The following is a 14,524-nucleotide window of genomic DNA, read 5'->3' as shown; positions in this document are numbered from 1 at the left end:
AAACGTTATGAAAATCCTCTATGCAATTCAGGGAACCGGTAATGGTCATTTAAGCAGAGCGGTAGATATTATCCCGGAGCTTCAGAAGTACGGCGAGCTGGATCTATTCGTCAGTGGGGCACAGGCAGAGATCAAACTGCCATATCCTGTAAAGTATAAGTCAAAGGGTCTGAGCTTTTATTTCGGCAAGAGCGGCGGAATTAATTTCTATAAGACTTTCCAGAAGAACAGTTCAAAAGAGGTTGTGAAAGAGATCAATGAGTTTCCTGTTGAGAAGTATGATCTGATCGTCAATGACTTTGAACCCATCACTGCATGGGCTGCAAGGAAAAAAGAAATAAAGATCGTTGGGCTGAGTCATCAGTCGTCATTGCTTTCCAAAAAGACTCCCAAGCCAAAAATTCATGATCCTTTTGGTGAATGGCTGTTGAGGAACTATGCTCCGGTTGATAATTACATCGGATTTCATTTTCAGGAATACGACAAGAATATCTTTACGCCAGTGGTTCGCAAAGCAATTGCGGAAGCCAAGGTGAAAGACAAGGGTCATTATACGGTTTATCTTCCTGCATATGATGATAAGAAACTGGTAAAGCTCCTGATGAAATTCCCTGCTATTCAATGGCATATCTTTTCAAAGCACACCAAGCAGCCTTACCATGTTGGAAGGATTTCGGTGTTTCCGGTAAGCGGTGAAGACTTTATCACCAGTGTGGTGAACAGCACGGGTGTTCTTTGCGGAGCAGGATTTGAAACCCCTGCAGAAGTGTTGCATCTCAACAAGAAGCTGCTGGTCGTTCCTATGAAAAGTCAGTACGAACAGAAGTGCAATGCAGTAGCGCTGAAGAAAATGGATGTACCCGTTCTTAAAAAAGTTAGAAAGAGAAGCTTAAAGAAGATTGAGAAGTGGCTGGATACCAAACAGCGACTTGATGTCCATTATCCGGAAGTGGCAGGCAAAGCGGTGGAGAGATTAATGAAAAAGTACAGCTGAGCTTACATTTACTCATCCAGTTCTTCCAGTATCCTCGAAAGATGATCATAGTCCTTTAATCCGGGGGCTTCTTCCTTCGTTCCCTGCAATGCAAATCCATCAACACCGGCCTTCAGAAAATGAGAGAGCGGCTCAGTGGTGGTGGAATCCAATGCCAGGAGGATTGTAAACCCTGAACTATCAAACGTGTCGTTGAATTCAGCTGGAACATCTTTTACCAGAACATGTTGTATTGACAAAGGCAATGAGGATAACTTATTCTGATCACTCATCCATTCTGAAAAAGTCAGTTCAAGTATAACCGGAATATCCGGCAGGGTGTCATTGCTGCGAGTGTAGGAGAGATGAATCAGGTCAGGCTTGTATTGCTCCATGATTTCATCCCATTTGATATTGGGTTCACCGGAAATTTCTATCACGCGCTTTGGGCCAGATACCCAGCCGATAATCTCCTGATAGGTCTTTGGGCTTACATAATCTTCACTGGAGGGATCAATGGAGAAGCCGAGCATATCCACACCCATGCCTGCACAATAGCGTGCATCGCTCAGGTTCGTGATCCGGCCAACGTAAATGAGAGGCTTTTCTAACATGGTCAAATATCAAAAAGAAAAAATAACTTTGTAAATAAGTTTGATGTGTTGAGGCGGAATCAAATCACTTTTATTTTCTTGTTGCTCCTGCTAGGCTGTGAATCCAGATCGGTCCAGCCGAAAGACAGTGGTTCCCAGTACTTCCCACTCAAGGTAGGTGCGTTCTGGACGTACGATGTTCTGCAAACCACCATCACTCAGTTGGGAGGTCAGACGACTTCTTCTTTTGAATTAAAGATTCAGATCACGGATTCCATCTCCGCCAATGGCAGGGTAGATTATATTCTTGAGCGCTCTCAGCGCAGCGACGCAACACAGACCTGGACATCCATCACCAGCTGGTCAGCACGCAAGACCGACTTTGAAGCGATTGTCCAGGAAGGAAACATATCCTATTTAAGAATTGCGTTTCCCATCAGCGAAGGCAAAAGCTGGAATGGAAATACATTCAATACATTAGGTGGAAATGACCGGTGCACGGATGGATCACTTCAATGCGACAACTACGTAGCTTCCGACTTGATGAAGAGATTTGAGAGTACTGGTATCGCATTTGAAAATACCGTGACCGTCTTTGAAAATAATGAGAACGATCCCATCGTTCGTCAGGATGTGAGAAGATCCGTTTATGCAAAATCCGTGGGGTTGGTCTATCGTGAGGCAACGGTGCTGGAATATTGCACTGTTGGAAACTGCATTGGCAAACAAATTGTAGAGAATGGAAGTGTTCTGAAACAGACCATAAAGGAATATGGCGGCCTGTAGGATAGCATTCATTCTGACGCTCTTTTCATCGACGCTTTGTGCGCAAGGGAACCGGTATGTTGTTTTCTTTAAAGACAAGAACAGCAATCCATTTTCGATCAGTCAACCTGAGGCATTCCTTTCCGCGAAAGCGATTGCCAGGAGAAACAAGAGTGCTATCGCCGTAAACCAGGAAGATCTTCCCGTCACGCCATCTTATGTAACACAAGTCAAGAATGCTACGGGAACACCTGCGGATGTAAAAGTCTTTTTCACTTCGAAATGGATGAACGCCTTGCTGATCGAAACTACACCTGCTTCACTGTCATCCATTACAGCGCTTCCGATGGTGGCAAGAGCTGAACTGGTGGCACCCGGCACCAAGCTGATCGGTGGAAGAGTCAAACAGCTGAAGATGAAGAACAGTACCGGCGCCGCTCAGGCAACACGTACTCAACTGCAGATGATCGGGCTGGATAAAATGCACAGCGACGGCATCTTTGGGGAAGGAATAATGGTCAGCATTTTCGATGGCGGTTTTCAGGGTGTGAATACTGCTGCGCCTTTTCAATCTATTTATGCTGAAGGAAGAATGAAGCTGGTGAAAGACTTTGTTACCAACTCAAGCAACGTTTATCAGTTCGACAAGCATGGCACACAGGTGTTCTCTGTCATTGCTGCCATCGCCGATAATTATGAAGGCGGTGCGTATAAAAGCAACTACAATTTATTCCTGACGGAAGACATATCTTCTGAATACAGAATTGAAGAATACAACTGGACCTTTGCTGCGGAGAAAGCAGATAGTGCCGGCACGGATATCATTCAATCATCGCTGGGATATAATCTGTTTGATGATCCTACCATGGATTATACCATCGCCAATCTTGACGGAAAGACAGCAGTGATCTCCAAAGCAGCAGCCATGGCAAGAGACAGAGCTATTATTGTCGTTGTCAGTGCCGGTAATGAAGGAGCCAAGGAGTGGAGCCTGGTAACGCCACCGGCAGACGTAGATGGTATCCTGGCAACGGGTGCTGTAAACAATGCGGGACTCAAAGTAAACTTCAGCTCGTTTGGGCCTACTGCTGACGGACGCATTAAACCGGATGTCGTTGCATTGGGATTAAGTACCGCTACAATTTTACCGAGTGGCGCAGTGGGATCGGAGAGCGGAACTTCCCTGGCAGCACCGCTTATTACCAGTCTTGTTGCGGGATTGCTTCAGGCGTATCCACAGTTGAAGCCAGCAGAAGTTGTACTGGCCATTAGATTATCTGCGGATAAGGCTGCCAATCCTGATAATCGCCTGGGCTACGGACTTCCTAATTACACAGCGGTTAAGAACTATCTGGAGTCCAATGCTTCAGGTGATGCCGTGGCAATCTATCCCAATCCTGCCGCTGACAGCCTGCGGTTATCCTTTAAAGATCTGCCTTCTGGTCCGGTGGAGCTGAGTTTTTATGATCAGCAGGGAAAGCTGTTATCCAACCCGGTGCTGTACACGACCTGGCTTGACAACCCAACAACCATTTCGATTGCAAACCTGTCGGCGGGAGTCTATATCCTCAAAGTAAGGACCTCAACAGTTATCAAAACCTTTCGTTTTGTGAAGCTATAATATGCTATTTTTGAAAGCATATTATGAAACCAATTGTAGCCCCTTCCATTTTATCTGCTGATTTCTCAAATCTTGGTCAGGCGATCACGATGATCAATGAAAGTGAAGCAGACTGGATCCACATTGATGTCATGGATGGCGTCTTCGTTCCAAACATATCACTCGGCATTCCGGTGGTGGAAGCGGTGAAACGTCATGCTAAAAAGCTGATGGATGTTCACCTTATGATTGTCAAGCCAGAGAAGTATGTGGAAGCTTTTCATGCAGCGGGTGCAGACTCTATTACAGTTCACATTGAGGCATGTCCTCATCTTCACAGAAATATCCAGCAGATCAAAAATCTGGGTGCAAAGGCAGGGGTGGCTATCAATCCTCATACGCCTGTAGCGGATCTTGAGAATATCGTTGACATGCTGGATGTTGTTCTGATCATGTCGGTAAACCCTGGCTTCGGTGCTCAGAAATTTATTGAGAATACCTATCAGAAGATCAGGGATATGAAAGCACTTTTGCTTGCTAAGAAGTCATCTGCAAAAATTGAAATTGACGGAGGAGTCAACCTTACCAACGCGCGTCCGTTAATGGATGCCGGAGCCGATGTGCTGGTAGCGGGTAACCTTATCTTCACTGCAACGAATCCAAAAGAAGTCATCCAACAGCTCAAGAAAGTCTGATTTGTGCTTTTTGAATGTTGGCAGAAATTTTGATCTAAGTCATTGAAAACATTCATGAAGCCCCTCATCTTTTTACTGTTGGTCCTGTTTATTTCCGGTTCCTGCTCACGTTCTGTTACGCGTCTGGATCCTTCTCAATCGATGGACCTGAGCGGCCGGTGGAATGATACGGACTCCCGGCAGATCGCTGACAAGATGATTGCCAACTTATTGAATAGCGACAAGTTCAAGGAGTATTCCAAACAGCTTGGAAGAAAGCCTGCTATTATTGTAGGCGTTGTCCGCAATAAGACCAGCGAGCATATTGATGCAGATAATTATGTGAAGAAGATGGAGCTCGCGATCTTCAATTCCGGTGTTGCTGAGTTGGTGGAATCCGATTCATTCCGCGATAAGCTCCGCGCTGAACGTGCACAGCAGGCTGACTTTGCTGATCCTGCTACCATGGCGAAATGGGGAATGGAAGTAGGAGCGAACCTGATGCTGTTTGGTGAGATGACTTCTGAAACGGACGTGTATCAAAAGAAGAGACTGGTCAATTACGTAACAACATTATTTCTGACTGACATGGAGACTAACAAGAGAGTCTGGTATGGTCAGGAAGAGATCAAAAAGTACGTTAAAAATTAGACCCTCTATACCGGCGCTCGATCTATGAGAAAGGTTCTACTCATACTGGCAATCATTTCGCTCTGGAGCTCGTGCGCTACTTATTATCAATCCAATATTTCTTTCAATCAGGAGTTCGAAAAGGGTGATCTTGACAAGGCACTCACGACACTCCGCTCACATCCGACAGAGGCTTCAGGAAAGAGGCAATTCCTGTTTGATGTCAACAATGGACTTCTGCTTTCGCTGATGGGAAGATATGAGGAGAGCAACGAGTACTTTGAAAAGGCATTCCTCTATGGAGAAGATTATCATATCAACTATCTCAATGAAGTAGGCTCCTACCTTACAAATCCCAATTTCACAGCCTACAAAGGAGAAGATCACGAACACCTTATGTTGCTGTATTTCAAGGCTTTAAACTACCTCAAATTAAACAAACCTGATGAAGCTTTGGTTGAATGCAGACGGCTTAATATCCGGCTCCAGCAGCTTACAGACCGTTATGATTCCGATAATAAGTACCGGAAGGACGCGCTTATCAATACGCTCATGGGACTTATCTATGATTCCGACAAGGACTACAACAATGCCTTCATTGCATACCGGAATGCTATTGAAATCTATGATGAAGATTTCAAAAAGCTGTTCAATGTCGGGCCTCCGGAGCAACTTAAATATGATCTTCTACGCACTGCCAAGTTGAGTGGGATGGATAGTGAATTTGAGAGTTATAAGATCCAGTTTGGGATGCCGGATTATCAATACACACCGGGTGAAGGAGCGGACCTGATCTTCTTCTGGCACAATGGACTCAGTCCCGTCAAGGCGGAATGGAGCATCAACTTTGCTGTAGCAAGACGCGATAATTATCTGATCTTCAGTAATTCAAATCTTGGTCTGACATTTCCATTTAACATTGGTGGTTATGATGAAAAAGAGAAGAAGGGCTTGTCGAGTCTCGAGTTCTTTAGGGTGGCATTCCCTAAGTACATTGAGCGACCTGTGTATTTCTCAAGCTCCACCGTTACGATTGATGGAGTTGAGCGGCCGCTGGAGTTGCTGGAAGATGTCAATAAAGTTGCTTTCAAGTGCCTTAGCGAGCGCATGACCCTGGAGCTCAGCAAGGCGTTGATCCGGGTGGCTTTGAAGAAGGCTTCTGAATATCAACTGAAGAAAGACGACAAAGCACTGGGGTCATTGCTGGGGATGGTGAATGCGATTACAGAAAAGGCCGATACCCGGAACTGGCAAACCCTCCCACACAGCATTTACTACTCTAGGATCTCCCTGAAAGAAGGCGCCAATGCTTTGACATTCTCCACCATTGACGGGCAGGGGAAAAGTCAAAAACATGACTTTACATACCAGGTAACAAAGGGCCAGACCCTTTTTCATACCTTTAGCAGCCTTGAAAGCAACTATCCCACTCATGGATATTATTGACTCAGGTAAATTTTATTAGTTTATTTAAAGGATTATTAACTTTTTAACTGAAAGTTCTGAGAAGAGCCGTCTACATTTTACTTCTTTCCTTGTCGGGATTATTCGTTCTGGCGATGGATTTGCAGGCTCAGGACGAGGAAAAAGAGAACACTTTTCCCCTCGAGAACTTCTACGCCAAGATCAAGCATCGGCCACGGTCAATTCTCAAGAACGTCAAGTTCAGCTTCAGCACAGGATACGGGAATACTTTCGTGAGTCACGAGCTGGGTGGCTTTGGGATTTATCAACCATCAAATAATGGTGCAGGCCCCCGTATTTTTCCGGTAGGATCTGGCGGTCTCTATAACAACTGGGTGAATACCTTTTCGCCGGATAGTGTGCCAGGATTAAGTCCTGCATTCCAGGTTTCATCGGATACCACCAAGCTGGGTTTCAAAGGCAATGCATTGAACATTCCTCTCAAGCTTACGATCCATTATGAGTTTAAGGAGAAGTATCGGATTGGGATTGGGTATTCCTATGAGCTTATGAATATTGGAAGTCTTCATCCCATTTCTTATGGAGACAGGATATTGAACTTTCAACCGGCACCAAGTTCGGGCTGGATGAATAAATACTTTGGGTTGATAGGAGTTTCCTTTTACAGACTTGGCAACTATCTCTTCACAGGTGATGCGCAGATTGGAGGATACAATCCGGGCTCCAACTTTAAAAGCGATCTCATTGATAAAGGGATCTATGTGAATGTCGGCGTTACTGCTGAGCGCGAGTTGTCTGAATACCTGAAGGTTTTTGTGAGACCGTCTTTCGAGATCAAGAACTATACGCTTCATACACCGGGACGTGAGAAGAGCATTGATCTCAACATTAATGCATTGTATGTCAACGTGGGAATCAGTTACAGCATACCTGAACTTCCCAAATGCTTTATGGCTGATTGCAGAATTCAGATCAACCATGCCCACGGTGACCGTGAGTATAGGAGCCGGGTTCATCCTTTCTATAAAAAACAGAATCCTCAATACGGGGAGAATCATCCCAACCTGATCAAGTACAAGGGGAAGAATAAAAAGAAGATGAACCCTTATTGAGGTACTGGTTTCAGGCCAGATTTCCAGTGGTAAAAACAGGACGAGGATGGAACCTCAAGGCCGACTATCTGAGGTAGTCAGAACCTTCAAAAAAACCCACAAATTCCCCCCATTTTAACCCATTCCGGGTATCGAAATCCGATCCGTTTTAGCTATCTTCGGCCTTTAAATTATTGTTCAGTAATCGACTAAAATACAGTGGCAGAAGAGACCAGTGCTTTACCCCCAAGGCAGAACATCATCCCGATCAATATTGAAGACGAAATGCGTGGCGCGTACATCGATTATTCGATGTCGGTTATCGTTTCCCGGGCTCTTCCGGATGTTCGTGACGGACTAAAACCCGTTCATCGCCGGGTTCTTTTTGGAATGCAGGAACTTGGTGTCAACTATAACAAATCGTATAAGAAATCAGCCCGTATCGTAGGGGAAGTGTTAGGTAAGTATCACCCACACGGGGATGCTTCTGTTTATGATACGATGGTGCGTATGGCACAGGACTGGTCACTACGCTACACATTGGTAGACGGCCAGGGGAACTTCGGTTCAGTTGACGGGGATTTCCCGGCAGCGATGCGTTATACTGAAGCCAGGCTTAAAAGAATTGCAGAAGAGCTCCTCGCTGATATCAACAAGGAAACCGTTGACTTCCAACCCAACTTTGATGACTCCCTTACGGAGCCTACGGTGCTTCCCGGAAAGATCCCTAACCTGCTGATCAATGGATCTTCTGGTATTGCGGTAGGGATGGCGACCAATATGGCGCCCCATAATCTTACAGAAGTTGTGGATGGCATTACTGCTTACATCGATAACCGGGAGATCACCATTCCTGAATTGATGAAGATCGTTACTGCACCTGATTTCCCAACCGGTGGTATTATTTACGGAACTTCAGGTGTGCAAGAGGCATTCCTTACCGGTCGCGGAAGGATTGTCGTTCGTGCCAAGACAGAGATTGTTACCAACGCAAAGGGAAAAGATCAGATCGTTGTTACCGAAATACCTTATCAGGTGAACAAGGCAACGATGATTGAGAAGACTGCTGCGTTGATCAACGAAAAGAAAATAGAAGGCATTACCGATCTGCGTGATGAGTCTGATCGTGACGGATACAGGGTTGTTTATGATCTGAAGAAAGATGCGATCCCTAATATCGTTCTCAATAACCTTTTCAAATACACTCAGCTGCAGTCTTCGTTTGGTGTAAATAACGTTGCACTGGTAAAGGGAAGACCGCAGACACTTAACCTGAAGGATCTGATTGTTCATTTTGTTGAGCACAGACACGAGGTGGTAGTACGCAGAACAAAGTTTGAATTAGCAGAGGCAGAAAAGCGTGCTCACATTTTAGAAGGGTATCTGATCGCGTTGGATCATCTTGATGAGGTGATCGCTTTGATCCGTAATTCCAAAGATCCTGAGATTGCGAAAATTGGTTTGATGGAGAAGTTCCAGCTTTCCGAGATCCAGTCGAAGGCCATCCTCGAAATGAGATTGCAAAGACTGACAGGTCTTGAAAGAGAAAAAATCCAGAATGAGTATAAGGAAGTGAAGGCATTGATTGAGCGTCTGAATGAGATATTGGCAAGTGAGCCTGTGAGAATGGGTATCATTAAGGGAGAGCTTGCTGAAATGAAGGAACGCTATGGTGATGAGCGCAGAACGCTTGTCGTTGCCAGCGAAGATGATATTACAGTAGAAGACATGATCCCGAATGAAGAGATGGTGATCACCATTTCCAACCAGGGATATGTAAAGAGAACGTTGTTGTCTGAATACAGAACACAGGGCAGAGGTGGAGTAGGGTCGAAGGGAGTTTCTACCAAAGAGGATGACTTCACGGAGCATTTGTTCATTGCACATGCCCATCATTACCTTTTGATTTTCACCGCGTCGGGGAAAGTCTTCTGGAAGAAAGTTTATGAAATTCCGGAAGGAACGAAGACCTCAAAGGGGCGCGCCATTCAGAATCTTCTCAACATTGAACCGGGAGATTCAGTACGGGCCGTTCTTAATGTTAAGAACATTGAAGACGAAGCTTATCTGAATGAAAACTTTGTCATTCTTTGTACAGAACAAGGAGTGATCAAGAAGACCTCGCTTGAGGCATACTCACGGCCGAGGGCTAATGGAATTACGGCCATTACAGTTCATGAAGGAGACCGCTTACTGGAAGCAGCACTGACAAACGGGAAGAATCATATTATCATTGCTAAGAGTGAGGGTAAGGCGGTTCACTTTAATGAATCAGACGTTCGGCCTATGGGACGCACGGCTGCCGGAGTACGCGGTGTGACGCTGGAAAGCGCCGACGACAGGGTTATCGGCATGGTTTGTATAAGAAATGAAGATGCTAACTTGCTGGTCGTTTCTGAGAAGGGATTCGGCAAGCGTTCTTCAATTGATGATTATAGAATCACTCACCGTGGTGGAAAGGGCGTAAAAACGATCAATATCACGGATAAAACTGGCAAGCTTGTTGCAATTAAGCAGGTTGGAGATAATGATGAGTTGATGATTATCAATCGTTCAGGCATTAGCATAAGAATTGCAGTAGAAGAATTACGGGTCATGGGACGCGCGACGCAGGGAGTAAGAGTAATCCGATTGAACGAGGATGATGCGATCTCTTCTGTTGAGAAGATTCAGAAAATAGAGCAGGTAGAAGGGGGAGATAAACCACTAGACGAAGAAAAACCAAATCAAACCGAAATATAAAATAGACCGAAAATGAAAAAGATTGTTTTAATACTTTTTGTAGCGATCCCAGCCATGGTGTTTGCTCAAATAAAGCCAAGTACTTCAAAAGCTGAGAAAGCATTACGTGAAGGAAAGATTGATGAAGCAAAAAGTATCATCGATGCTACTGTTGGCTCTGACGATTTCATGAAAGATAAAAAGGGCATGCCTTCAAAGAATGCTGCCAAAGCTTACTTCCTGAAAGGTCTTATCTATGCGGCCATGGACACCACCAAAAATGAAGCATTCCAAAAGCTGGATCCAACTCCTTTTCTTACGGCAAAGGCAGCGTTTGATAAATCAAATGAAATTGAACCTAAGGCAATATCGCATCTCACTGAGCCTAATGGCTTTCCTTTGTTGAACGAAACTGCAAGGATCCTTCTGGCACAAAAATATTTCAATAAGGCAATCGCTCAATATCAGGACAAGAAAGATTACAAGGCAGCGTTCGCCCTTGTAGAGAACACTCTTTATTTCATTCCTACAGACACTTCTATTGTTATGAATGCCGGAGTTTACTTCGGACCATCTGCAGAAGAGTGGCAGAAATCAATTGCTTATATTGATAGCTATATCGCTTCTGGCGGAAAGAATCCTGATGCATTCCTTCAAAAGATCAGCATCTATCGCGACAAGCTTAAGGATAATGAGAAGGCTTTAGCAGCTGCCAAAGAGGCGATGGCTAAGCATCCAAACAATGTAGAATTTCCAAAGTTTGAATTGGACATGTACATCAAGATGGAACGTCTGCCGGAAGCAAAGGCAGCAATGGAAAGACAAATCAAAGCTGACCCAAGCAACAAGGAAACATGGTATTACCTGGGCGTAATCAATACTGAACTTAAGGATTGGCCAGCGGCTAGAAAAGCATACGAGGAAGCTCTTAAAATTGACTCCAAGTACTTTGATGCACAGTTTGGTCTTGCGGACAACGTTTACATTGACGCTAAGTTGGTGAAACAGGAAATGAATCAGCTTGGTATCACTGCTGCTGATAAAAAGAAACGTTTCGAATTGGACAAGGTATATGTTGAAAAACTGAAGATTGCACTTCCATATTGGGAAGCTGCTGAAAAGCTAAGCCCGGATGATTCAAAGGTTCTGGATATTCTTTACGGAATTTATACTGACCTTGACGATCAGCCTAAGGTTGCGCGTATCACCAAGCACATGAAAGCACTTGGACTTCTTGACTAGTCTTTGAGCATAAAGCATAAAAGCCGCCCTGAAAATATCGGGGCGGCTTTTTTTATGAAATGGGTCCTGAGTAAGAGAATGTAAACTCAGGATGTGTAGCTTTAACTTTTACAACCACTCATATTGACTTCAAATTCATCTGAGCTAAAACGCATTCTTACTCCGGCAATGGTCTGGGGACTTGGTGTGGGCTATGTGATCTCCGGGAATTATTTCGGATGGAACCTGGGACTTGAACAAGGGGGCTCCTTAGGTCTCGCTATCGCAACCGGAGTTGTCATCATCATGTATGTGACTTTTACATTCAGTTATGCTGAACTTTCCTGTGCGATTCCAAAAGCAGGAGGAGCTTTTGATTATGCTTCACGGGCATTGGGAGAAGATGCAGGATTTATAGCAGGCATGGCGCAGAACATAGAATTCATTTTTGCGCCACCGGCCATTGCCTTTGCTATCGGTTCATACATGAATCTGTTCTTTCCTTCATTGCCTGTTATCTTTTTCTCGATTGCTTCCTATCTGATCTTTACAGCACTCAATACATATGGCTTGCAGGCTGCAGCAATTTTTGAGCTCTTTGTAACAGCCATTGCAGTAACGGGATTATTATTGTTTGCCGGTGTAATGATCCCTCATGTTGAGTGGACTCATCTTTCAAGCAATTCACTACCGAATGGAATACCTGGAATTTTTGCCGCTGTCCCTTTCGCAATATGGTTTTTTCTCGGCATTGAAGGAGTGGCAAACCTTGCTGAAGAAACCCAGAATCCAAAGAGGACGATGTCAATCGGTTTTCTTTCCGCCCTTTTTACTTTGATCGGTGTTTGCTTTCTCACCTTCATAGCTTCCGTGGGTGTTGGAGGATGGGAAGCTGTTATTTATCAGCCGGATGGAACCACTTCAGATTCTCCACTTCCTATGGCAATGCAACATGTCAGTGGCTCAAATGGGTGGATATATAAAACACTCATCATTGTTGGATTATTCGGGCTTGTTGCTTCGTTTAACGGATTGATGCTCGCAGCCGGAAGAGCTACTTCCGAATTTGGGAAAGTGAAACTAAAGTCATCCTTCCTGGGGAAGATTCACCCTCGTTTCAAAACTCCTGCAAACGCATTGGTCATCAATATGCTGATCGGCATTGTCGCATTGTTTACAGGAAGAACAGGAGAGGTCATCACCATTTCGGTCTTTGGAGCACTCACCCTTTACAGTATTTCTATGGTTTCCGTCATTGCGCTAAGGAGGAAAGAGCCGGGTCTGGAACGTCCGTTTCAAGTGCCATTTTATCCCATCTTTCCGATCGTTGCATTGATCTTGGCAATTATTGCGCTGGGTGCTGTCGCCGTCTATAATCCAATGTTATGTTTACTATACCTGCTGATTTTAGGGCTTTGCTTTGGTATATTTAAACTCAGTAACAGATCGAAATCAGAAAAAATCGCATGACGACAAAAGCTATTCTTGACTATGTTAAAAAACATCCTTCCGGAAAGGTCAAGATTGCCTATGCGGATATGGATGGAATACTTCGTGGTAAATATATTTCCACTGATAAGTTTCTCTCGTCAATTGAAGGAGGCACTGCTTTCTGTGATGTGATCTTCGGCTGGGACGCTGGTGATACTGCCTATGATAACGTTAAGTACACAGGTTGGCATACAGGCTATCCTGATACACCGGCACGATTGGATCTCAATACATTCAGGAAAATTCCATGGGAGAATGATGTTCCGTTTTTCCTTGGTGAAATGATGGACAAAGACGGGGTGCCATCTTCCGTTTGTCCACGCCAATTGATAAAGAAGATTGTGAATGATTGCCACGCGGAAGATCTTGAACCTGTTTGTTCTCAGGAGTTCGAGTGGTTCAATTTTGCTGAGACGCCACAGTCTGCAAGAGAAAAAAATTACATCGGGCTTACACCTCTGACTCCCGGAATGTTTGGATACTCCATTCTAAGAAGTTCACTGGAGAATCCCTTCTTCACAGATTTGTTTGATCTGATGAAAAGGTTTGATGTGCCATTGGAAGGTTTGCATACGGAAACAGGTCCTGGAGTTCTGGAAGCTGCCATCGTTTATTCAAATGCCGTTGAAGCTGCAGACAGAGCCACACTTTTTAAAACTGCTGTTAAAGAAATTGCTTACAAGCATGGGATCATGGCGACGTTCATGGCAAAGATCAGTGAGAATCTCCCTGGCTGCGGCGGACACGTTCATCAAAGTCTCTGGGATAAAGGCATGAAGAAGAATCTTTTTCATGATGCCAAAGACAAGCTGAAGATGAGTGATACCATGAAGCATTACATCGCGGGTCAGCTTCACTGTCTTCCTTACATCTTACCCATGTTTGCACCGACGATCAACAGTTATAAACGTTTGGTAGAAGGAGCATGGGCACCCACAACACTTACCTGGGGAGTTGATAACAGGACGGTGGCATTAAGGGTTTTGAACACCAGCAGCAAATCATGCAGGCTCGAGACCCGGGTGATTGGCGCTGACGCAAATCCTTATCTGGCAATTGCTGCAGCGTTGGGAGCTGGTCTTTATGGAATTAAGAACAAGCTCAAACTCAAACAGCCTCCCACGAAAGGCAATGGCTATCTTGACTTTTCAAATGGCACGTTGCCACGAACACTGGAAGAAGCAACCAACCGAATGAAAAATTCAAAGGAAGCCAAAGCAATACTCGGAGAGGAATTTGTAGAGCATTTCACACTAACTCGTGAGTGGGAGTGGAAGCAGCATTTGAAGTCAGTGACGGATTGGGAGTACAAAAGATATTTTGAAATTATTTAGTGAAGA

Annotated in this window: 12 protein-coding genes; 11 read left to right on the top strand and 1 reads right to left on the bottom strand. The window is 44.6% G+C overall.

Annotated elements, in window-relative coordinates:
• Nucleotides 1–7 precede the first annotated feature (7 nt).
• Nucleotides 8–994, top strand: a complete 987-nt coding sequence (locus tag HOP08_15035; GenBank protein NOT76241.1) for a glycosyl transferase — start codon at nt 8–10, stop codon at nt 992–994.
• A gap of 8 nt (nt 995–1,002) precedes the next feature.
• Here the strand turns inward: HOP08_15035 and HOP08_15030 are convergent, their stop codons facing one another.
• Nucleotides 1,003–1,587: a hypothetical protein gene (locus tag HOP08_15030; protein NOT76240.1), complete on the bottom strand. Its 585-nt coding sequence runs from the start codon at nt 1,585–1,587 to the stop codon at nt 1,003–1,005.
• Nucleotides 1,588–1,665: 78 nt separating this feature from the next.
• Between HOP08_15030 and HOP08_15025 the strand changes: the two genes are divergently transcribed.
• The 10 genes from HOP08_15025 to HOP08_14980 all read left to right on the top strand — a co-directional run bounded on the left by HOP08_15025 (nt 1,666) and on the right by HOP08_14980 (nt 14,518).
• A complete protein-coding gene (locus HOP08_15025) occupies nt 1,666–2,352 on the top strand; it encodes a hypothetical protein (GenBank protein ID NOT76239.1) in 687 nt (228 codons plus the stop codon).
• Complete coding sequence (locus HOP08_15020; protein NOT76238.1) at nt 2,339–3,952, top strand: S8 family serine peptidase; 1,614 nt, start codon at nt 2,339–2,341, stop codon at nt 3,950–3,952. Before HOP08_15025 ends, HOP08_15020 begins: the two co-directional genes overlap by 14 nt.
• A 23-nt stretch (nt 3,953–3,975) precedes the next feature.
• Nucleotides 3,976–4,626, top strand: a complete 651-nt coding sequence (locus HOP08_15015) for a ribulose-phosphate 3-epimerase (GenBank protein ID NOT76237.1) — start codon at nt 3,976–3,978, stop codon at nt 4,624–4,626.
• 54 nt (nt 4,627–4,680) lie between these two features.
• Nucleotides 4,681–5,256, top strand: coding sequence for a penicillin-binding protein activator LpoB (locus tag HOP08_15010; GenBank protein ID NOT76236.1), 576 nt, complete (start codon nt 4,681–4,683; stop codon nt 5,254–5,256).
• Between the two features lie 24 nt (nt 5,257–5,280).
• The gene (locus tag HOP08_15005; protein ID NOT76235.1) at nt 5,281–6,681 is read left to right on the top strand and encodes a hypothetical protein; all 1,401 of its coding nucleotides are present in this window, start codon (nt 5,281–5,283) and stop codon (nt 6,679–6,681) included.
• An 89-nt stretch (nt 6,682–6,770) separates the two neighbouring features.
• Nucleotides 6,771–7,772 carry a hypothetical protein gene (locus HOP08_15000; protein ID NOT76234.1) on the top strand — a complete coding sequence of 334 codons (1,002 nt, stop codon included), beginning with the start codon at nt 6,771–6,773 and terminating at the stop codon, nt 7,770–7,772.
• A gap of 264 nt (nt 7,773–8,036) precedes the next feature.
• Nucleotides 8,037–10,493, top strand: coding sequence for a DNA gyrase subunit A (gene gyrA, locus HOP08_14995; GenBank protein ID NOT76233.1), 2,457 nt, complete (start codon nt 8,037–8,039; stop codon nt 10,491–10,493).
• Nucleotides 10,494–10,505: 12 nt separating this feature from the next.
• Nucleotides 10,506–11,714, top strand: a complete 1,209-nt coding sequence (locus HOP08_14990; protein ID NOT76232.1) for a tetratricopeptide repeat protein — start codon at nt 10,506–10,508, stop codon at nt 11,712–11,714.
• Between the two features lie 168 nt (nt 11,715–11,882).
• A complete protein-coding gene (eat, locus tag HOP08_14985) occupies nt 11,883–13,163 on the top strand; it encodes an ethanolamine permease (protein NOT76231.1) in 1,281 nt (426 codons plus the stop codon).
• Nucleotides 13,160–14,518, top strand: a complete 1,359-nt coding sequence (locus tag HOP08_14980) for a glutamine synthetase (GenBank protein ID NOT76230.1) — start codon at nt 13,160–13,162, stop codon at nt 14,516–14,518. Before eat ends, HOP08_14980 begins: the two co-directional genes overlap by 4 nt.
• Nucleotides 14,519–14,524 lie beyond the last annotated feature (6 nt).

The sequence above is a fragment of the Cyclobacteriaceae bacterium genome (genome assembly GCA_013141055.1).
Classification (GTDB): Bacteria; Bacteroidota; Bacteroidia; order Cytophagales; family Cyclobacteriaceae; genus ELB16-189.
Note: the sequence above shows the minus strand (reverse complement) of the source record. Positions and strands in the feature narration are given on the sequence as shown.